This window comes from Roseimicrobium sp. ORNL1 (assembly GCF_011044495.1).
Classification (GTDB): Bacteria; Verrucomicrobiota; Verrucomicrobiia; order Verrucomicrobiales; family Verrucomicrobiaceae; genus Roseimicrobium.
Genome location: NZ_CP049143.1, coordinates 3,183,289 through 3,202,521 on the forward strand (window position 1 = coordinate 3,183,289; position 19,233 = coordinate 3,202,521).

Consider the following 19,233-nt stretch of genomic DNA (forward strand, 5'->3'; position numbering starts at 1 on the left):
ACTAAGTGAATGCGCTCCTCGGATGTTTATGCGGGCATGAACACCGAGACCCACTGCGAGTTCGATCGTTGCGACTACGTTTGCGCAAATGGCTTCAGCTTTACGGCGATTCGTGTCGATGAAAGCTGTGTGCCGGACAAGGCGGCTGCGGAAGTGATGCGTGATAATTTTGACCGGGAATTCAATCATGCATTCATCCTTGGAGTGCGTCGCACTTCTGCCGGATGGAGCTTTTACTATCCGAAAAAAACCGTGGCGTTTCCACGTGAAATCCAGGCAACGAACTGGGACAAGTTGCCGTGGAAGCGGCAGATGCTGAGTGCGTGATACCATGCCCGTGCATGCCGCATGGGCATCTGTGTTAAGTCCTGATCCTTTGATGCACGCGTGGCACGTCGCGCTGGTGCGATCCGGGGATCATGAAAACTTCCCTATTATTTGCAGTGCTCCTCGCCGCTGCGGTACCAGCCGTGACGGCGCAGGAGGCCAAATCTGAAAAGACGCTCGGCCAAAAGACGGCTGACGCGCTGGAGAAGGCCGGCGAAAAAACCAAGGAAGCCGGCAAGGCTCTGATGGACTCTACGAAGAAGACTGCCGAAGCCGTGAAAGACGCGGTGACGCCTGCAGACGCTCGCAGAGTGGAGGTACGCCTGATTGATCACAAAATCGAAATGCCGCAGCAACTGGCGGCGGGCAAGACCGCCTTCATCGTGACGAATGGTGGCTCAGCGAAGCACAACTTCGAAATCGAAGGCCAGGGTATGGAGAAGAAGTTCCTCACCGACGTGGGACCGAATGAAACCAAGACCCTGCATGTCGACCTGAAGCCGGGCTCTTACAAGGTCTACTGCCCCGTGGGTGACCACGAAGAGCACGGCATGAAGATGGACCTGACCGTGAAGTAACAGCTTTCAATCGTCGCTACCAAGTTGGCTCGATTGAGCGGTGCATCATGCAGCGCCTCATCGGTAGCTGCGTGCTGTACTTTTGATTGGAAGTAGAGCGCTCACTCCTTCTTGACCACCTGGCCATCACCTTGGAATGCCTGCCAGTCCGCGGCATAGCTGCCGTTGATGAGCCAGGAGGCATTGGACTTCTCGCCAGTGTAGTCCGCATACGGAGCGATGGACAGGGTCTGATAACCACCCTTCGCCGCATCCCAGTTTTTCCCGAGGTGGCCGCTCTCTTCGGTAAGGGCATTGAGCTTCACCAGACCTTTCCGCGGATCCGCATCAGAAGGCACGCGCGCCACAAAGGTGTGGCGCAGGAAGGAAAAAACCAGCGGCCATGTCTTGTCACCAGGACCATGGCCGGTCTTTGGTTCCACAGCGAAGTTCCACACGGCGTGGTGCTTCTTTCGCATCACCTCCACCACCGCTAGGTTTTCTTCCTTGGAAGGACGCTGCAGGAATTGATCATCCTCACCAAAGATGACGAGCCCTGGCACCTGCGCGCCGCCGGGTTGGTACACTTGAAACGTGATGCCCGGACGCATGGACACCCATGCCCACACGCGTGCACCTTCCGTGGCGGGGAAGATGGCGGAGTAGCCGGTGCCATTCGAGTGACCGTAGAGGAACAGCGGCGCATTCGGCAACTCGGGATGACCGGACTTTTCGCCGAAGGCAGCGAGGCGCTCATACAGCAGGCTCTTCGGCCAGAAGCCACGTTGCATGGGATTGCCCACAAACTTGAAGATTCCCAGATGCAGTTCCTGCGCGATCTTCCGCAGTTCGGGATGTTTGTAGAGATTTTCACCACTGCCGTGGCCCGAGATGGCTACGATGCCTTTCACGACCTCCACGCCCTCAGGGATCCAGAGGTCAAACTTCACCTCCTCCCGTTTCCCTTCACCCTTCTCCTTCACGGCTTGCTTCCATTGTTCATCCGTAACCTTCCAGTCCCAGTTCCTTCCCACAACCTGTTGCGGTGACGGCGTGCCCCACTTGGCTTCATCAAGCACTCCATTCCACGCCTGCTCAGCGCCCTTGGATTGCAGGTTCCTCTGCACCCAGCCGATGCTGTGGCATTCGGGAAGCTGCAGTGTCTCGCTGAGTTCGATGTCGGCGGCGAGGTTGGAAGTGAAAGGCAGGCAGAGCAGCAACGATGTGATGGCGGCACCACGAAGGCGAATCAAACGGGCGATTGGTAGACAGATGGGACGATTCATGAGGCGACTCATCATACGGTGCCGTGAGGTGCGATGATGCGGGTAGAAGGCAAAAAACCTGACAGCTCTTGTTATTATCTGGAGCGCTCCCAAGACAGGGAAACAGTGACACGTCGAAACCGCTTCCAGTGGCACAAAATGTTTTACTTAGGGCGCGGTTAATCTACATCGCTGCATGTTTCCCAGGCTCCTGGTTCTCGCCGCCCTTGCGGCTTGCCTTTCTAGCTGTGTCACATCCCGAGTGGGGGTGGAGGTCACACGTTTTCACAAGCTGCCGCCGAAAGGGCAGGGAGAGACTTTCAAAATCCTGAACATCAAGCGTGGCGCTACTCTTGCTTTGGAACATGAGCACTATCTGAGCTTGATGATTCAGGGGTTCGAGAAATATGGATGGCGCCACGCTCCAGACAATCCGGACTATAGGATTGCGATCGAGTACGATGTATTCGATGGAGGGATACAGCGCGGGTACTCGTCGGTGTGGGGCCAGACGAGCCCGGGAAGCACCACGCATCACTCGGGAACACTCAGTTCCTACAGCGGTGGCTACAACAGCGTCGACTATTCAGGCACCAGCTATACACCTGCCACCTACGGCGTGGTGGGGATGGTGCCGACTGCCACTCAAATGTGGGTGAGCTACATGTTGATCATGGTCAAAGACCGGAAGGGTAACACTGTGCTGGAGGCAAAGAACGTCAGTTCTGGTCCCACCTCCAGCTTGAATGTCGTTCTTCCAAAGATCATTGAAGCCTTCTTCCAGGATTTTCCCGGCGTCTCAGGGAAGACAATGAACTACATCAAGCCCCTATCCTTGTAGCCGCTACAAAAAGCGCACGGCAAAAGTCCGAACCGGCCCGCTTCCACGCTACTCCCACAACCGGTTCACCGCCCACATGGGCGCCAGCAGTGGTTCCTGCAGTACGCGGCTGCTGTAGGAATTGTCCAGCGACACGCAGTGCTTCACCGCGTCCATGGCCGCCGGGATATTTCCCTGCTGCGAATGAGCGCATGCGATGCCGAACCACGCCTCGGGATGATCCTTGATGTGCGTTCCCAAGCGCTCAGAGAGCGCCAGGGCCTCGTCCCAGGCATTGATGCCCACGAGCACATCCAGCCTGGCAAGTAGCACATCGGGATGGTCGTCCCACTCCACCGGCACCTTTGCCAGCACATCACCAGCGGCCTGCCACATGCCAAGATCGCGGAATCCCTCGAACTCGGTGAGCAGCTGGCTGAGAGGTGACGGAAGGGGTGACGGCATGGATATTAGACGGTCTCTAAAGATGCCGCCTCAGAGTCAGGACGCCAAGCTCAAAGAGGAATTATCAACCATTCTTCAGGATTTGTTGCGCCGTGCACGAAATCCTAAGGCATTTTGCCTCGTCGATCATTTCCACTGCATCTGAGTCTCCGCCGGAATGAGACGCACCATACGGATGAGGTCCCAGTTGGTGAGACGGATACCGCCAATACCTTCCTGCGATTTGATGCGACGCGGAATGCTGGTGCCGTGCAGTCCATAAGGCAGCGCTTCCTTCGTCTTGGTCCTCGAGAGATTCAGCCACACCAGGCCTACGGGATTGTTGGGGCCTTCAGCGATGAATTGCTCGCTGGCCAGGGCCGCTCGTGAGGCTGGGGCCAAAGGCGCGGAAGCCGGTGCGTCCGGAGGGGCGGTGGGATTGACCGAGCCAGCTGTAGTCGTCTGAATGAGCACGGTCGGTGCGGCCTTGGGTGTGTCCTTCGGCTCCTGTAGGGTCGCCAGCTTGGGGAGGGGAATCGCTTGGTGAATGGTCCACGAGCCAGAGCCGCGCAGACCCGGTCTGGCGAAGCCCACGGGTGCCACGGCAATCACTTTGCCGCCGCGTGAGACTTCGAGTCGGGAGAGTTCCACCAGCGCCACGGTGACGGGATTTGCTGGATCTGCCTCGGGCTGCAATGTGCCGTCAAAGGCCTTTTCGATTTCGAACGGGGTGACGTTAGGCACCTGGAATCCCGTGCCGGCCTGGGGATTCTTGATCCGCGGATTCAGATTCCGCAGGAAGACTTCATCGCAGTGGTAGCGCTCGGCCACGAATTCCCATGCGCTACGATAGAGCAGTGTCGGTGCGGAGGTCAGTTCCGCGTAGGTGACGGGCGGCTCCACTTCATCCTTCCCTGCGGTCTTGCCACCCTTTTTGCGCACCGGAGCCGGAGTGGCGCCCGGGGCCTGATTGGTAATAAAGCGAAAATCCTCCGGCTTCAGTGTGTAACCGGTGAGGGGAGTGCGCACCACTTCGAGCGCCTTCTCCTTGAGCGCCGTCATGTCGATGAACTCAGGGTGATTGTCGCGGAAGAGCTGCAGCGTCTTGCTGAAGACAGGACCGGCATTCCCATCGATGGAGCCACAGGAGTAGCCTTCGCGGTCGAGGTAGATCTGCATCAGCAGATCCTCCTGCCCCGGTGGGAGCATGGCGGGAGCCTTCGGCGTCTGGCTGTCGCCGCCTTCTTCCGTGGCCGGTTCCTTCTTGCTGCCCTCCTTTTTGGGCGGGGGCGGCGGAGCCATGGCCATGACTTCCTCAATGGTCGGAATTTTGAGTTTCTGCCCGATCTGGATGGTGTCCTTGGTCAACCCGTTGAATTCCTTGAGTTGCTGCCCCGAGATGCCGAACTTTTTGCCAATCAACACCAGCGCATCTCCCTTCTTCACCTCATACTCGCGCGGCCGCGGTTCCTGGACATTCGGACCCACACCCGAGGGACCATTGGCGGGCATTCCCGGCTGTCCCTGCACGGTTACATTTGGTGTGGGCGCAGGCGTGGCCCAGTTCTTGACCGAATCCGAAGCCACCGGCCACCACTTCCACTCCACCGCTTTTTCGAGTCCCGGCTCAATCGTCGCCGGGGCCTTGGGGACCTCGAGCTGGGATTGCGCGGAGAGCTGCAGTGCAAACGCACTGAACAGGGCGGATGACAGGGACAAGGTGCGCATTTTTGTACACAGATTCAAAGGTGCAGGTCGCTGGCAGGCAAGGGAAAACTCAGATCGGATTTACGTACGATCCATGGGCTCTGGATTGAAAATGCAGACCGTGGAGCGGCTGCGGCATTGACGTCACGCGACCTTCTGCTCCGGCACCTCTTTAAAGGAGGCTATCGCAAGCAAGATGGCAGCGACCACGACACATGCGTCCGCCACATTGAAAGTCGGCCATGGATTCGCGAACTTCACATGCAGGTCGAAGCTCAGGAAATCCACCACATACCCGTGCAGGATGCGGTCCGTAAAGTTCCCGCACACCCCAGCCACCAGCAGCGCAATCGCCGTGCGACTGATTCCCCCGGGGAACATGCCCTTCCGATACAGCCATGTGATCAACCCGAGCGCCGCCAACGCGATGCCGCCGAAGACGTAGTTCGAGTACTCGCCGCCATTGAACTGGCCAAACGCGATGCCCGTATTCTTCACATGGTGAATGGTGAAGAAGTTCTGCACGACCACCCAGCTCTCCGTTTCGACCTCAATATTTTTCACAATCCAGTGCTTGGTCCACTGGTCGAGGATGTAGAGCGGAAGGCTGAGGAAAAGAAGCAGGCGCAGCATGAAACCAAAAGGGGAGGAGAGGGGAGGCGGACTGTGACCCAGCATCCGGCATTCGGCAATCAGGATGTGCGCGCGGCGAGGCAGGTCAGTGCTCCGGAATTGAGCAGCAAACAGACCAGATTGTCCGCCTTGCCCAGTACACAGGCATCGGGGAAGCCCGGAGGGCCTTCGTCCACCCCAGTACCTCACGCTCCACCCGCTGTGCCTGACGTTCCACTGACACGTAAACGCAAAACACCCTATGGAACGCCGCACCTGTCAAGGAGTGGGGACATTCCTGTCCCCATTCAAGACGTAGCTACCCCTTGAGACGTATCGGATCCGCGCGCACATCAATGTCACGGATTCAAATCCGTGTCTTCGTGAAGAAACGAGGCTTCGCCAAAGTGGCTCACGCTGCCCTCAGCGTGAATCATCCCATAGCGCGAAGCGCCAAATTTTAAACCGGTCAGCTACCTTCCCAACTGGTGATTCTCACCCCTCGTGCTCCCTGGCTCACCTCAAACCAAAATGGGGACAAGAATACCCCCACTCCTTGAGAGGCCGCATCGTGTCATCGAAGCGCACCGCGCCACCACTCCGCTTCTCTGCGTCCTTTGCCTCTCTGCCCCTTTGCGGTTAACCAGAAGCCACCCAGCACGCACCACCATCGAAGCACCCTCTTTCTCTTCCACTTTGCTGATTTGCTTCTTCGCTGCTTTGCGACCCAACCCCATCCGATCCGCCAGCTTCCCAAAACGAAAACTCCGGGGCCAGCGGCTTACAGCCTGCCGACCTCGGAGTCATCACACTTCAACTTCGCTAACGCTTGCGCGCTCTGACCCTATCCCAGTCGCACCAGCAGGTCCTTGCTCTCCACGCTCTCACCCACCTTCGCGAAGACCTCTTGCACGGTGCCCGCCACAGGTGAGGCGACGGCGGCGAACATCTTCATGGCCTCCAGCGTGAGCAGGGTCTCGCCCTCCTTCACCTTTTGGCCCACGCTCACCGCCACGCTGGCGATCATGCCAGGCATCGGCGCGCCGACTTCATTCGTCTTCGCAGGATCTGCCTTGGGTCGGGAGGTGCCCTCCTTGGCGAGTTTCTTGTTCGCCACGGTGGTGTGGCGCGGATAACCGTTAAGCTCGAAGATGGCGGTCTGCTTGCCCTTGGCATCTGGCTCGGTGAGGTTCAGCATGCGGACGAAGAGGGTCTTGCCTTCTTCGAGGTCAACATGGATTTCCTCCTCATCACGCAGGCCGTAGTAGTAGGCCGGAGTGGGGAGCACGCTCACATCGCCGAATTGCTCGCGATGATCCGCATACTTCATGAAGACGTCCGGATACATCAGGTAGCTCCACACATCGTCCTCGGTGGGCTTTTTCTTCAGTTTCGTCTCCAGCTCCTTGCGCACGTCTTCCAGTTTGATCTTCGCGGCGTGGTCACCGGGGCGGCCTTTCAGGCGCTTGCCGCCCTTGCCCACAATCGCGTCGGCGAGTGCGTTCCACTTCACCCACGAGTCTTTGGCCTCGTCTTTGTCGAGCCCGTAGAAGGGCTCACCAAGCCAGCCTTCGAACATGCTGGTCACGTCCTTGCTCCACTTTGTGCCCTTCAGGTTGATGATGTCTGCCGGCTTCACGCCGCGTGCCACACACTCGATGGCGAGGTCACCCACCACCTTGCTGCTCGGCGTCACCTTGATGATGTCACCGCAGAGCTGGTTCACCTCCGCATACGCGTGCGCGATCTCGGGCCAGCGCGGTCCCAGGCCCATGCCCGTGGCCTGTTCCTTGAGGTTCGTGTACTGGCCGCCGGGCATCTCATGGAGGTACACTTCCGCCGTGCCGTAGGGTTCGCTGGTATCAAAGGGTTTGTAGAAGGCACGCACCGCTGCCCAGTAGTCGCTGAATTCCTGCAACGCCTCAGTATCCAGGCCGGTATCACGCGGCGTGTGTTGCAGGCTGGCCACGATGCTGTTCAGGTTCGGCTGCGAGGTGCCGCCACTCATGCTGGCGATTGCGGCATCCGCCACGTCCACGCCGCCATCTGCCGCTTGCAGGATGCTGCTGGCATTCAGGCCGCTGGTGTCATGTGTGTGGAAGTGAATGGGGATGCCCACTTCTTCCTTGAGCGCCTTCACCAGCTTCTTCGCCGCATAGGGGCGCACGAGGCCGGCCATATCCTTGATGCACAGCATGTGCGCGCCCATCTTCTCCAGCTCGCGTGCGAGCTTCACGTAGTACTTCAGGCCGTACTTGTCGCGCTTCGGATCCAGGATGTCGCCAGTGTAGCAGAGCGTGCCTTCGCAAATGGAATTGGTCTCCTCACGCACCGCGTCCATCGCTGGCACGAGGTTCGGCAGGTAGTTCAGCGAATCGAAGATGCGGAAGATGTCCATGCCGTTCTCCGCGGCATGCTTCACAAATCCCTTCACCACATTGTCGGGATAGTTGCTGTAGCCCACGGCGTTCGAGCCGCGGAAGAGCATCTGGAAAAGGATGTTCGGCACGCGAGCGCGGAGCTGGCGCAGGCGCTCCCATGGATCTTCGCGCAGGAAGCGCATGGTCACATCGAAGGTGGCGCCGCCCCACATCTCCATGGAGAAGAGATTCGGCGTGCGATGCGACACGGCACTGGCCACAGCCAGCATGTCATACGTGCGCATGCGCGTAGCCAGCAGGGACTGGTGCGCATCGCGGAAGGTGGTGTCCGTGAGCAGCAGACGCTTTTGTTTGGCGACCCAGTTCTTGCAGAAGGCCTCCGGGCCCATCTCCGTGAGGAGCTGCTTCGTGCCCTTCGGCGGCTCGATGCGGTGATCCCAGTGCGGCACCGGCGGCTTGCGGAATTCCTGATCGGGCTTGTGTCCCTTGGCGAAGGGATTGCCGTTCACACTCACATCGGCGAGGTAGCTCAGCAGCTTGGTGGCGCGGTCCTTGCGCGGGGCGAACTTGAAGAGATGCGGATTCGTATCAATGAAGCGCGTGGTCGCCTGCCCGTTGCGGAAAAGCGGGTCGTGAATCACATTCAGGAGGAAGGGAATGTTCGTCTTCACCCCGCGGATGCGGAATTCACTGAGCGCGCGATGCATGCGATCCAGCGCCTGCTGGTACGTGCGGGCGAAGACCGTCACCTTCACCAGCATGGAGTCGTAGTAGGGCGTGATCACCGCGCCATTCACCCCGAGTGCGCCGTCAAGGCGCACGCCGAAGCCACCGGCGCTGCGGTACGTGAGGATCTTGCCGAAGTCCGGCGTGAACCCGTTCTCCGGATCCTCCGTGGTGATGCGGCACTGCACCGCGTAGCCGGACTTCTCAATGTCCTGCTGCTCCGGCAGCGCAAGCGGCTGCTCATGCATCTTCGAACCCTGCGCAATGAGTATCTGCGAACGCACGATGTCGATGCCGGTGATCTCCTCCGTCACGGTGTGTTCCACCTGGATGCGGGGATTCATTTCGATGAAGTACCACTCGCCCGTCTCCACATCCACGAGGAACTCGACGGTACCGGCGTGAGTGTAGTTCACCTCTTTCGCAATTTTCACCGCAGCGTCGCACAGGCCATCAATGATCTTCTGATCAATCTGGTAGCTGGGCGCCTGCTCAATCACCTTCTGGTGGCGGCGCTGTACTGAGCAGTCGCGCTCATGCAGGTGAATGACATTGCCATGCTTGTCCCCGAGGATCTGCACCTCGATGTGCTTCGCGCGTCCCACGAACTTCTCCAGGAACACCGCGCCATTGCCGAAGGCGCGCTTCGCCTCGGTCTGCGCTTCGTCGAGCAGCGGTTCGAGTTCCTTCGCCTCGCGCACCACGCGCATGCCGCGGCCACCGCCGCCGAAGGCTGCCTTGATGATGAGCGGGAACCCAATCTTCCGCGCCGTGGTGAGTGCTTCCTTGCGGGAGTCGATGGGGTCCTTCGTTCCCGGCAGCGTTGGCACACCGAGCTTCTCCGCCACATTGCGCGCGGCGGTCTTGTCACCCATCATCTCCAGCACCTTCGGCTCCGGCCCAATGAAGATGATGCCGGCATCACGACATGCCTGGGCGAATTGCGGATTCTCCGAGAGGAAGCCATAACCGGGGTGGATGGCGTCCACGCCCTTTTCCTTGGCCAGGATCACGATGCCCTCGTAGTCGAGGTACGCGCCGAGCGGTCCCTTGTCCTTGTTCAGCTCGTAGGCTTCGTCCGCCTTGAAGCGGTGTGGGCAGAAACGGTCCTCCTGGGCATACACCGCCACGGTGCGGATGCCGAGCTCCGTAGCAGCGCGGAAGACGCGGATGGCGATCTCAGAGCGATTTGCCACCATGAGCTTGCGGATGGGGCGAAGTTCATGTGCTGCGGCGAGTTCGGCAGCGGGCTCGGACTTTACGGATTTTTTGCTGGGCATGGGAAGGAGCGAAGGTTGCGTTCTCCACCATCACCCTCCTGCATCCCGTGGCAAGCAGATGAACTTGAATTTTGACAAGTCTGTCTATTGATTGATAGACTGGCCTTTCTAAAAATTTCATGGCCCGACGCCGCGACATCACCAAGGCTGAAATCATCGATGCCGCCCGCCATCTCATCGAGATGCGTGGCTGCAATGGCTTCAGCGTGCGCGACGTGAGTGAGGAGGTGGGCCTCACCACCGCGAGTCTGCACTACCATTTTCCTACAAAAGGCGGGCTCATCACGGGAGTAATCAGCCAGGACCGCGCGAAAATGAACGAGCGCATGGCCGCGATTGAGGGAGAGGCGGAGACCTTCGCTTCCCGCACGGAGTTGATGAATCACTTCTTCTCCACCACCTCCAGGGATCCTGGCGCCATCGGTCCCGCTGTGGTGGCTGTGGTGGACCTTTTCACCCTGCCTCTGGAGTGCCAGGCAGAGGTGCAGCAGTGGTTCCTGAACCTAGAAGGCTGGCTCACCCGCTTTGCCATGCAGGCCCGTGCCACTGGCGAGTTCCCGACAGATCGCCCCGTGGACGTTCAGGTTTCCGAAGCTTGCGCGTCCTTGCTCGGTACCATGTTGCTGTCGCGCACACGGGAGCATCTTTCGCCTTTGCAAGGGTCCGGTCCTCGGCTAGCAAACAGGATTCATGGACACAATCGCCCGCCTGGAACAGGTCTTCCATAACATCTTCGAAGACGACAGCATCAAGCTCACGCGCGAAACGACCGCGCAGGACATCGAGGCGTGGGACTCTGTGCAGCACGTGACGCTCATGCTGGAGGTCGAGGCCGAGTTCAAAGTGCGCTTCTCCACCTCCGAAATGGCATACCTCAAGAACGTGGGCGAACTCGTGGACCTCATCGACAAGAAGGCGAAGAAGTAGGGAGCGGTTCTTGGTTCTTGGTTCTTGGTTCTTGGTTCTTGGTTGGCGTCGGGGTCACATCATTCGCCCGCCCCGCGACCTCCACACATCGCATTTCTCAGTCTCCGAAGTTCCTCTGCGTCTCTGTGTCTCTGCGTTGGATCCCACGTGCCTAACCCCGCACCCCTAGGTCAGGGTCCCCTCAAACCGAGACCCAATCCCGCTATTCCGCGTTCTTCCCCTCCGTAGTATAAGAGGAACGGTCGTAGTGCCGGGGCGAGAGAGTCCTTCACTTCTCATCTTGCCCTCTTCCAGACGCTCGCCAGCTTGTCTTGGTCCAGCTTCCTTCCTCACCCCCTTCACATGCCATCCATTCCGATTCTCATGCCCCAGCTCGGCGAAAGCATTGCCGAGGCTACCATCGTGCGCGTGCTTATTGAGTCCGGCGCCAAGGTGGAGGCTGGGCAGGACATCTTCGAGGTGGAGACCAGCAAGGCCGTGATGACCGTGACCGCCCCGTGCTCCGGCGCGGTGGGTGAGGTGACCGCCATCCCGCAGACCAGCTACGCCGTGGGCGCCACCCTCGGCGCGTTGCTTGTGAGCGAGGAGGATGCGAAGGCCATGGGCTTCGCCGACCAGCGTTCCATCACCGGCCCCGTGTCCCCGATGAAGTCCGAGTCCGCGAACGGCTCGGATACGAAGAACGTGCACTTCGCCGTGGATGACCACAGCACCATTCACGAACGTCAGCCGACGGTGGAGCCCGTGGTGGGTGGTCTGCCCGTGCCCGCCGGTGCCGGCGGTGCCACCTACATTTCCGCCCGCATGCGTGCCCGCATGCATGAAATGGGCCTGAATGCTGCTGACCTCTCCGCCGTGGCCGGCAGTGGGGCAGGGGGCCGCGTGACGGTAGAGGACTTTGAGCAATTCCTGCGTTCCTTGGAAGCGCATCGCATGACGAAGGCCTCGGCCATGCGCATCGCCGTGGCGGACTCCATGCGCCGTAGCTGGACCCGCCCGCTTGCCACAGTCGGCATTTCCGTGGTGCTGGATCCCCTTCTGGTGCATCGCAAGAAGGCCAATCCCAAGCCCGGCCCCGCCTTGTACGCCGTCCGTGCTCTGGCGCTCGCCCTCTCGGAAAACACCGCTGTGGCCGGACGTCTCGTGGGGAACCGCATCGTGCATCCCAGCGCCATCGACATCGGCTTCGCCGTTGAGGTGGATGATGGTGTGATGGTTCCTGTGTTGCGCGAGGTTGAACAGAAACCACTCGCCGCCCTCGTGACTCCCTACAACGAACTCGTGGAAAAGGCCCGCGTGCGTCGTCTTCCGGTCGATAGCAAGCGCCCGGGCATCGCCACCGTGACGAACTTCGGCACCTTCGGCATCACCTGGGCCACGCCCATCCCGCTGCCTGAGCAGAACCTCGTTCTCGGCCTCGGCGCCGGCAGCAAGGTGCCACGCTGGAGCGATGAAGTCGGCACCTTCATTCCCGTGACTGAAGCCGAACTCACTCTCAGCTTCGACCACCGCATCCTCGATGGCGGCGGCGCCGGCCGTTTGCTCAACCGCGTGGCTGCACTGCTGCAGACGCCGGAGAAGCTGTGAGGTTATACGCTGAGGGGGCGCAGGAACCCAGCACTGACCCTGAGCTTCGACCACCGCATCCTCAATGGCGCCGGTCGCTTGCTCAACCAGATGGCTGCACTGCTGCAGGTGTCGGACAAGCTGTGATGCCAACGGCTATCTGTATTGCGCCCTGAAGGGGCGTAGGAGCCCAGCCCAGGGTTAGGGAGCCTCAGCGACCGACACCCTGGGTGGTGTGCGAGAATGTATCCCACCCTGAAGGGGTGGAGGAGCATGTGGCCATCTCCCATTGGTAACCACACAAAAAATGGCGGGTAAGAAAACCCGCTATCCACTGTCCGGTCGCAGACCAGGCTTCCTTCTAGCGCTACCCCTCCGCAGCTGCTACTTCTTCGCAAGCTGCGGCAGCAATCCCGCTTTCACCGCCTTCTCAGCCGCGGCATCCGGAGCAGCTTCCCACTTCTTCAGCGCGGCTTCATTGTAGAAATACACCTTCACGCCCTTGTACTCCACGGAGGGACTGTGGCGTCACGATGTTCTTGTCATTGATTGGGCAGAAGCGCTGTGGGAGCAGTTCCACCTTGTCGAGACCGAGTTCCGCCTCCTTGCCCTTGAACTGCGGCAGAAGGCCAAGTTCTAAGCCAGCCTTGATGTAGTACTTCTCGTTCTTCTTCCAGAGCTTGTCGCACTTGCCACAGCACAGGCCCACGGGCACACCGCTGGATTCCACGATGTATTCCGCATCCACCTCGTCATCCGTCATGATCGGGCAGAGCTTGTTGGCAGGATCTGCGGAGAAGGCAGGAATGGCGAAGCCGGAAAGCGCGATGACGCAAGCGACGCTTGCCATCCAGGAAGACGAAGTACGCAGAGCAGTAGTTTTCATGGACCGCGATGCTAGGCACCGCCGCAGTACTCGCAACCGCACCACCGCATTTTGGCAAGGTGGAGCCATCCCCGCGCAACGCGGAACATCCCTGCGGACAACGTGCGGAATCACTTGCCCATCCTTGCCCTCCACGCTCCCTTCTCCCCATGCGCCTCACCATCCTCGATGCTTTCACCGCCAACCCCGGCGATCTCTCCTGGGCCGGACTGGAGTCCCTCGCCGACTGCACCTTTCATGATCGCACCGCTCCCGCCGAGGTGCTCGTGCGCGCACAGGATGCCGAGCTGGTAATCACAAACAAGACCGTGCTCAGCGGAGATACCATCCGCTCCCTGCCAAAGCTCAAGTACATCGGCGTGCTCGCCACCGGCTACAATGTGGTGGACGTCGCTGCTGCGAAGGAGTGCGGCATCACCGTGACGAATGTGCCGGGCTACAGCACGCCCTCCGTGGCGCAGACGGTCTTCGCGTTGCTTCTGGAACTCACTCACCGCGTCGGCCACCACGCACAGACCGTTCGTGAGGGACGCTGGAGCCAATGCCCCGACTTCTGCTACTGGGACGGCACCCTGGTGGAACTCAGCGGACGCACCCTCGGCATCCTGGGCTACGGCACCATTGGAGAAGGCGTGGCCAGGATCGCGCTCGCACTCGGCATGAAAGTCATCGCCAATCGCCGCACGTGGAAAGAGGCGCCCATCGAAGGCGTCACTCCTGCCTCCCAAGAGGAAGTGTTCGCCCAGTCGGACGTCCTCTCCCTGCACTGCCCGCTTACTGAAGACACCAAGCACATCATCAACGCGCAGAACATCGCGAAGATGAAACCCTCAGCGCTGCTCATCAACACTGCGCGAGGCCCTCTGGTGAACGAAGCCGAACTTGCTGCTGCCCTGAACGATGGCCGCCTCGCCGGTGTTGGACTCGATGTCCTTTCCGCCGAGCCGCCCCCTGCGGACAACCCGCTGCTCACCGCGAAGAATTGCTACATCACCCCGCACATCGCCTGGGCCAGCAAGGAGGCGCGCGAGCGCCTCATCAATGTGGCCACGCAAAATGTGAAAGCGTTCCTCGATGGCAAGCCACAGAACGTGGTGGGGTAGCCCAACGTACTTCGCGAGTCCCTTCGCGAGACCTGACACTTGAAATACACTTGCGAAGGGACTCGCGAGCTACGTTGGACTGCCATGATCTTCGAATCCATTGGGATTGGCCTCTGGCTGCTTGCCAGCATTTTTTTGGGCAGCAAGGTCGTCAAATCGGGATATGGGCCTGCGCGTGTTCAACTCGAGAGCTGGGTAAAAGCCGAAGGACTCAAATTCGTCTCCGCCTCACCTCGCTTGTTCTGGCGTGGTCCGTTTTTCTTGGCCAATGGCATGCAGAAGGTATTTCGATTCGCCGCCATGGACCCCGATGGCACTGTGAGGCGTGGATGGGCCTGTTGTGGCTGGTTCTTTGTCTCTTGGAAGAGTGGACTGGAGGACAAGGTAGTAGTTCAGTGGGACTTCACGCCGTTACCAGTGGTTTGAATGTAGTGGTAAAACACAGTGTTGCGTCGTACACAACGGCTCCCTTCCCAGGTACCTCCGCGTGTTCCTATCTGAACTTTTCCACAGCGCATTCACGCTCGCTCTGCTGGCAATTTCCCAGGTGGAACTTCACCGGGAACGGGTGAAGGAAGCGAATGAGTCTTTTCTCTTCATCGGTGGCTCCTTCGCCGTGATGATTGCGGTAGTCGGCTACATGGGTTGGTGCAGCAAGGACGCGGAGAAAAGAGTGAGGACCTGGGCGCAGCGGGAAGGTTTTGAGCTGTTGGATTTCGATGCTGGCGGCTATGGCAACCGCCAGACCCGCCCTCTGTGCATCATCTGCCGGGTCAAAGTGAAGGATGTGGATGGTGTAGTTCGGACTGGTTCAATCTTCCTGGCTCTGGGAATATTCGCGTTCCTCACGCGGAGGATCAAAGTGAAGTGGGACAAAGAAGCCAGTCCACGGTGAGTGACAGTTTGTGCTCGCGGCGTTCGTTTACTGGCTCCCACAATCGCCCCATGAAACACTCGCCGCTCTTCGCACTGTTATTGCTCCTGACTGCCGCTGCCCCTGCAGCTGATTTCGTTCCTCTCTTCGACGGCAAGACCCTCACCGGCTGGAAGCAGCTCGGCGGCAAGGCGAAGTACGAAATCGTGGAGGAGGCCATCGTCGGCACCAGCGTGCCAGACACGCCAAACTCCTTCCTCTGCACGGAAAAGGACTACGGTGACTTCATCCTGGAGATGGAAGTCATGGTCGACTCCCGTCTGAATAGCGGCATTCAATTCCGCTCCGAGTCCAAGGCGGACTACCAAAACGGCCGTGTGCATGGCCTGCAATTTGAACTCGATCCCAGCGACCGCGCCTGGACCGGCGGCATCTACGAAGAAGGACGTCGCGGATGGCTGAACAATCTCGAAGCCAATGACCCCGCACGCTACGCCTTCAAACGCGACGCCTGGAACCGCGTGCGCATCGAGGCGAATGGCGATCACCTTCGCACCTTCCTGAATGGCGTACCCGCCGGCGAACTCACCGACAACATGACGCCGAAAGGTTTCATCGCCCTGCAAGTGCACGGGGTGGGGAAGGAGACCACGCCGATGTCCGTGAAGTGGCGCAACATCCGCATCCTGGAGAATCCCAAGGCAGAAGACCTCACGCCCGCCAAGGCTGCCGACTCGCAAGCCTCGCCCGTGCCAGGGGAGGCCAAGGTGGAACTTGTGCAGAGCGGCTTCAAATTCACCGAAGGCCCTGCGCTCGCGAGCGATGGCCGCATCTTCTTCACCGACATCCCAAACAACCGTATTCACATTTACGATCCTGCCTCTGGTCAAATCACCATCCATCGTGAGAACACCGGCGGCGCGAACGGCCTCATGTTCACGCCCTCCGGCGCGTTGCTGGCATGCGAAGGCACCAATCGCCTCGTCACCCGCCAAGTTGGTACCGGCGAAGCCGAGCCGATCGCGAAGGAATACAACGGCGCCACTTTCAATGCGCCCAACGATCTCGACCTCGACGGCAAGGGCGGCATCTACTTCACCGACCCCAATTACCGCAAGGAAGCACCCACGCAAGACAAGGAGGCCGTGTACTACATCGCCACCGGCAAGGGCAATGCCCAGGGCGGCAAGATCACCCGCGTGGTGGATGATTGCGTGAAGCCCAACGGCGTGATCGTCTCCCTCGATAAGAAGACCCTGTATGTCTGCGACAATGGCGCCAACAAGGTGCGTGCGTACGACATCGATCCCAAGACCGCAGCCTGCACCAACGGACGCGACTTCGCGAAGATGGAAGAAGGTAAAACTACCGGCGGCGACGGGATGACCATCGATGAGCGCGGCAATCTTTATGTGACCGCGCAGAAGTTCATCTGGGTCTTCTCGCCCGAGGGCAAGACGATTGCAAAAATCGAAGTGCCTGAAGGTCCTGCGAACTGCGTCTTTGGCGCCAAGGGCACCCAGACCCTCTACATCACCGCCCGCACCGGTTTTTACAAAGTGAAGCTCGCGGTCGATGGTCGTCGATAGCCGGACGCATTTCACAAAAAAGTGGGGACATCTATCTCCCCACTCACCGGCCTCACGGCATACTCCAAAAAAAGAGCGGCGGGTTGTTCACCCGCCGCTTTTGTATTCGTTACAAAAGCTCAAGCCAACCGAGCCGAAAATGCGCTTAGGACCTCGAAATCCGGTCCTGGGCCCACACGTAGCCGGGGGAGAACACCTCCCGGTGGCCGAGACCTTCCACATCGTGGCCGGAAAGCGCGGCAAAGGGCGCGTCTCCGGAGAAAAAAACTGAGGGGTAGAGCCACTCTTCGTCGCCAATCTGCAGGCGGGGAATGAGGGCATCTCCTGCGCGCTCAATCTCCCAGCGCATCACGAGGGGGTACTCCTCTCCGGCATTCTTCCAGTTGTCCAGTTCCAGCCAGCCGATGACACCGGTGTTGTTGGCGATGTCCCAGATTTCTCCCGACTCAAGGTCCACACGCACCGCAAATTGCACCGGATGCTGCGTGCCGCGGGAATCCTGCACCAGAGCAAACACCAGGGAGGGGTGGCTCACGGGATTGCAGGCCCGGATTTCAAACCCGAAATTTTTCGTGCAATACCGCACTCGTACCCGCCCATGACACTGGACGGAAACATCGTGGAGAGCGGCGACGGCAGGGGACCAAGGGCTTTCGGAAGGGAGCTTCATAAAGGTTACTGGGCGACGGCACCGCGGGGCGATGTGTTAGGTCTAGTTAATACCCCGACATCCATAAGTTCAACAAAAATTTTATAGAATCCGTAATACTTAGAATATCTTAATGGTTCATTCTCATAAATAACTCGCAATCCTGAATTTAAAAAACTGCTCGAAATGAGAGGGTTGGGACGCTGAACTGCCGGATTCTCTCAAAAGTCGCCAATTTTTCATAGGGAAATTTTTAAAAAGTTGCGCCACTGAATCAAAAACTTTTGATGATTATTAAGCTAAGTTAATAGAGGGGTAAACCGTTCTAAAGAGCTCTGAACCAATTTGTTTCATTGCAATTATCATGCCACGAGTCGGCCTGACAACTGACGATGTCTTCAAGTGCCATTAGGCGCCTCAGCACACGCCGCAACAGAACCGCATCAGAACGGCAAAGTTTCGCAAACCCCGCTAAACAATCCCTCAAAAGCGATAATAATTCCGAGGGCGCTTTGCCCTAGTGCAGAACGCCCGATTCAAAGCCTGATGGGGCGCTGAAATTCAGCCGTTCCCCAGCCGATCCCGGTCATGTTTTGCCAGCAAATCTTGGGCGGGACCGATGGGTACGATGCCAGTTGGATTGATCTCCGTGTGGGTGACGTAGTAGTGCCGCTTGATGTGGTCTATGTCCACCGTATCGGCGATGCCCGGCTGCTGATACAGGTCCAGCAGGTAACCGTGGAGATTTGGGTAGTCCACAATGCGCCGCACATTGCACTTGAAGTGCCCGTGGTACACCGCGTCAAAACGCACCAGCGTGCAGAAGAGCCGCCAATCCGCCTCCACCATGCGCGTGCCGAAGAGATAACGCTTTCTTCCCAAGCGCTTTTCCAGTTCATCCAGTGCGGCAAAGAGCGAGCGGCAGGCCTTCTCATAGGCCGTCTGGCTCGTGGCAAAGCCAGCCTGGTACACGCCATTATTTACCTTCTCATAGATAAACTTGCTGAGCTTCGCTTGTTCTTCCGCAATGTCTGCCGGGAAGAGATCCACCTTGCTGTCGCCAGCGTTGGGAAATGCATCGTTGAACATGCGGCAGATGTCGTCCTCAGAGTTGTTGACGATGCGCTTCTGTTCCTTGTCCCACAGCACAGGCACGGTGTAACGCCCGCGGAATTTTGGGTCGGAGGCAAGGTAGGCCTCGCTCAGAAACTTGAAGCCATTCACCGGATCTTCGCTGTATCCCGGACCGTTTCGAAAAGCCCAGCCGCGCTCGTCCCGCACGGGATCCACCACGGTCAGGCCAATGACCTTCTGCAGCCCCTTCAGATTCCGCACCACGAGCGCGCGACTGGCCCAGGGACAGGCCAGGGAAATGTAGAGGTGGTACCGGCCCGCCACGGGAGGCAGCGTGCTTGAGCCCGGCTCAATCCAGTCGCGGAACGCATCTTCCTGGCGCTCGAATTCTCCGTCGTCAGACTGTTCTTCGGCGAACTGCGGCTTGATTTTCATGGAGGTGAATA

General features: G+C 59.1%; 18 protein-coding genes. 10 read left to right on the forward strand and 8 right to left on the reverse strand.

Annotated features, from left to right (window positions below):
• Positions 1–36: 36 nt before the first annotated feature.
• Positions 37–327: a hypothetical protein gene (locus G5S37_RS12800; RefSeq protein ID WP_165204484.1), complete on the forward strand. Its 291-nt coding sequence runs from the start codon at positions 37–39 to the stop codon at positions 325–327.
• Between the two features lie 92 nt (positions 328–419).
• Positions 420–905 (forward strand): cupredoxin domain-containing protein, encoded by a 486-nt coding sequence (locus G5S37_RS12805; RefSeq protein ID WP_165204486.1) that lies wholly within the window; start codon positions 420–422, stop codon positions 903–905.
• Positions 906–1,006: 101 nt separating this feature from the next.
• Here the strand turns inward: G5S37_RS12805 and G5S37_RS12810 are convergent, their stop codons facing one another.
• Positions 1,007–2,170, reverse strand: a complete 1,164-nt coding sequence (locus G5S37_RS12810) for a hypothetical protein (RefSeq protein ID WP_165204488.1) — start codon at positions 2,168–2,170, stop codon at positions 1,007–1,009.
• A gap of 247 nt (positions 2,171–2,417) precedes the next feature.
• Between G5S37_RS12810 and G5S37_RS12815 the strand changes: the two genes are divergently transcribed.
• Positions 2,418–2,990 carry a DUF4136 domain-containing protein gene (locus tag G5S37_RS12815; RefSeq protein WP_165204489.1) on the forward strand — a complete coding sequence of 191 codons (573 nt, stop codon included), beginning with the start codon at positions 2,418–2,420 and terminating at the stop codon, positions 2,988–2,990.
• A gap of 48 nt (positions 2,991–3,038) precedes the next feature.
• On the opposite strand, the gene G5S37_RS12820 is transcribed toward G5S37_RS12815, so the two are convergent.
• From G5S37_RS12820 to G5S37_RS12835, 4 genes are all read right to left on the reverse strand, one after another.
• The gene (locus G5S37_RS12820; RefSeq protein WP_165204490.1) at positions 3,039–3,434 is read right to left on the reverse strand and encodes a hypothetical protein; all 396 of its coding nucleotides are present in this window, start codon (positions 3,432–3,434) and stop codon (positions 3,039–3,041) included.
• 126 nt (positions 3,435–3,560) lie between these two features.
• Complete coding sequence (locus tag G5S37_RS12825) at positions 3,561–5,132, reverse strand: LysM peptidoglycan-binding domain-containing protein (RefSeq protein WP_206026426.1); 1,572 nt, start codon at positions 5,130–5,132, stop codon at positions 3,561–3,563.
• 132 nt (positions 5,133–5,264) lie between these two features.
• Positions 5,265–5,753, reverse strand: coding sequence for a signal peptidase II (gene lspA / locus G5S37_RS12830; RefSeq protein ID WP_165204492.1), 489 nt, complete (start codon positions 5,751–5,753; stop codon positions 5,265–5,267).
• An 823-nt stretch (positions 5,754–6,576) separates the two neighbouring features.
• Positions 6,577–10,119 carry a pyruvate carboxylase gene (locus G5S37_RS12835; RefSeq protein ID WP_165204493.1) on the reverse strand — a complete coding sequence of 1,181 codons (3,543 nt, stop codon included), beginning with the start codon at positions 10,117–10,119 and terminating at the stop codon, positions 6,577–6,579.
• Between the two features lie 119 nt (positions 10,120–10,238).
• On the opposite strand from G5S37_RS12835, the gene G5S37_RS12840 reads away from it, so the two are divergent.
• From G5S37_RS12840 to G5S37_RS12850, 3 genes are all read left to right on the forward strand, one after another.
• A complete protein-coding gene (locus tag G5S37_RS12840; protein WP_165204494.1) occupies positions 10,239–10,847 on the forward strand; it encodes a TetR/AcrR family transcriptional regulator in 609 nt (202 codons plus the stop codon).
• Positions 10,810–11,046, forward strand: coding sequence for an acyl carrier protein (locus G5S37_RS12845; protein WP_165204495.1), 237 nt, complete (start codon positions 10,810–10,812; stop codon positions 11,044–11,046). The genes G5S37_RS12840 and G5S37_RS12845 overlap by 38 nt, the downstream gene beginning before the upstream one ends.
• Before the next feature lie 342 nt (positions 11,047–11,388).
• Positions 11,389–12,633, forward strand: a complete 1,245-nt coding sequence (locus tag G5S37_RS12850; RefSeq protein ID WP_165204496.1) for a 2-oxo acid dehydrogenase subunit E2 — start codon at positions 11,389–11,391, stop codon at positions 12,631–12,633.
• 454 nt (positions 12,634–13,087) lie between these two features.
• On the opposite strand, the gene G5S37_RS12855 is transcribed toward G5S37_RS12850, so the two are convergent.
• Positions 13,088–13,498, reverse strand: coding sequence for a hypothetical protein (locus G5S37_RS12855; protein WP_165204498.1), 411 nt, complete (start codon positions 13,496–13,498; stop codon positions 13,088–13,090).
• A 149-nt stretch (positions 13,499–13,647) separates the two neighbouring features.
• Between G5S37_RS12855 and G5S37_RS12860 the strand changes: the two genes are divergently transcribed.
• The 4 genes from G5S37_RS12860 to G5S37_RS12875 all read left to right on the forward strand — a co-directional run bounded on the left by G5S37_RS12860 (position 13,648) and on the right by G5S37_RS12875 (position 17,064).
• The gene (locus G5S37_RS12860; RefSeq protein ID WP_165204500.1) at positions 13,648–14,601 is read left to right on the forward strand and encodes a D-2-hydroxyacid dehydrogenase; all 954 of its coding nucleotides are present in this window, start codon (positions 13,648–13,650) and stop codon (positions 14,599–14,601) included.
• Positions 14,602–14,685: 84 nt separating this feature from the next.
• Complete coding sequence (locus G5S37_RS12865) at positions 14,686–15,027, forward strand: hypothetical protein (RefSeq protein ID WP_165204502.1); 342 nt, start codon at positions 14,686–14,688, stop codon at positions 15,025–15,027.
• 61 nt (positions 15,028–15,088) lie between these two features.
• The gene (locus G5S37_RS12870) at positions 15,089–15,496 is read left to right on the forward strand and encodes a hypothetical protein (protein ID WP_165204504.1); all 408 of its coding nucleotides are present in this window, start codon (positions 15,089–15,091) and stop codon (positions 15,494–15,496) included.
• A 50-nt stretch (positions 15,497–15,546) separates the two neighbouring features.
• Positions 15,547–17,064 carry an SMP-30/gluconolactonase/LRE family protein gene (locus G5S37_RS12875; protein WP_165204506.1) on the forward strand — a complete coding sequence of 506 codons (1,518 nt, stop codon included), beginning with the start codon at positions 15,547–15,549 and terminating at the stop codon, positions 17,062–17,064.
• Between the two features lie 145 nt (positions 17,065–17,209).
• On the opposite strand, the gene G5S37_RS12880 is transcribed toward G5S37_RS12875, so the two are convergent.
• Complete coding sequence (locus tag G5S37_RS12880) at positions 17,210–17,599, reverse strand: hypothetical protein (protein ID WP_165204508.1); 390 nt, start codon at positions 17,597–17,599, stop codon at positions 17,210–17,212.
• A gap of 675 nt (positions 17,600–18,274) precedes the next feature.
• Entirely contained in the window at positions 18,275–19,222 is a 948-nt protein-coding gene (locus G5S37_RS12885; protein ID WP_165204510.1) for a glutathione S-transferase family protein, read from the reverse strand.
• Positions 19,223–19,233 lie beyond the last annotated feature (11 nt).

Excerpts from the sequence above, each read along its gene's own strand:
- G5S37_RS12800 (WP_165204484.1), top strand. The coding sequence starts at position 37 with ATGAACACCGAGACCCACTGCGAGTTCGATCGTTGCGACTACGTTTGC.
- G5S37_RS12805 (WP_165204486.1), top strand. The coding sequence starts at position 420 with ATGAAAACTTCCCTATTATTTGCAGTGCTCCTCGCCGCTGCGGTACCA.
- G5S37_RS12810 (WP_165204488.1), bottom strand. The coding sequence starts at position 2,170 with ATGAATCGTCCCATCTGTCTACCAATCGCCCGTTTGATTCGCCTTCGT.
- G5S37_RS12820 (WP_165204490.1), bottom strand. The coding sequence starts at position 3,434 with ATGCCGTCACCCCTTCCGTCACCTCTCAGCCAGCTGCTCACCGAGTTC.
- lspA (WP_165204492.1), bottom strand. The coding sequence starts at position 5,753 with ATGCTGCGCCTGCTTCTTTTCCTCAGCCTTCCGCTCTACATCCTCGAC.
- G5S37_RS12835 (WP_165204493.1), bottom strand. The coding sequence starts at position 10,119 with ATGCCCAGCAAAAAATCCGTAAAGTCCGAGCCCGCTGCCGAACTCGCC.
- G5S37_RS12840 (WP_165204494.1), top strand. The coding sequence starts at position 10,239 with ATGGCCCGACGCCGCGACATCACCAAGGCTGAAATCATCGATGCCGCC.
- G5S37_RS12845 (WP_165204495.1), top strand. The coding sequence starts at position 10,810 with ATGGACACAATCGCCCGCCTGGAACAGGTCTTCCATAACATCTTCGAA.
- G5S37_RS12850 (WP_165204496.1), top strand. The coding sequence starts at position 11,389 with ATGCCATCCATTCCGATTCTCATGCCCCAGCTCGGCGAAAGCATTGCC.
- G5S37_RS12855 (WP_165204498.1), bottom strand. The coding sequence starts at position 13,498 with ATGAAAACTACTGCTCTGCGTACTTCGTCTTCCTGGATGGCAAGCGTC.
- G5S37_RS12860 (WP_165204500.1), top strand. The coding sequence starts at position 13,648 with ATGCGCCTCACCATCCTCGATGCTTTCACCGCCAACCCCGGCGATCTC.
- G5S37_RS12865 (WP_165204502.1), top strand. The coding sequence starts at position 14,686 with ATGATCTTCGAATCCATTGGGATTGGCCTCTGGCTGCTTGCCAGCATT.
- G5S37_RS12875 (WP_165204506.1), top strand. The coding sequence starts at position 15,547 with ATGAAACACTCGCCGCTCTTCGCACTGTTATTGCTCCTGACTGCCGCT.
- G5S37_RS12885 (WP_165204510.1), bottom strand. The coding sequence starts at position 19,222 with ATGAAAATCAAGCCGCAGTTCGCCGAAGAACAGTCTGACGACGGAGAA.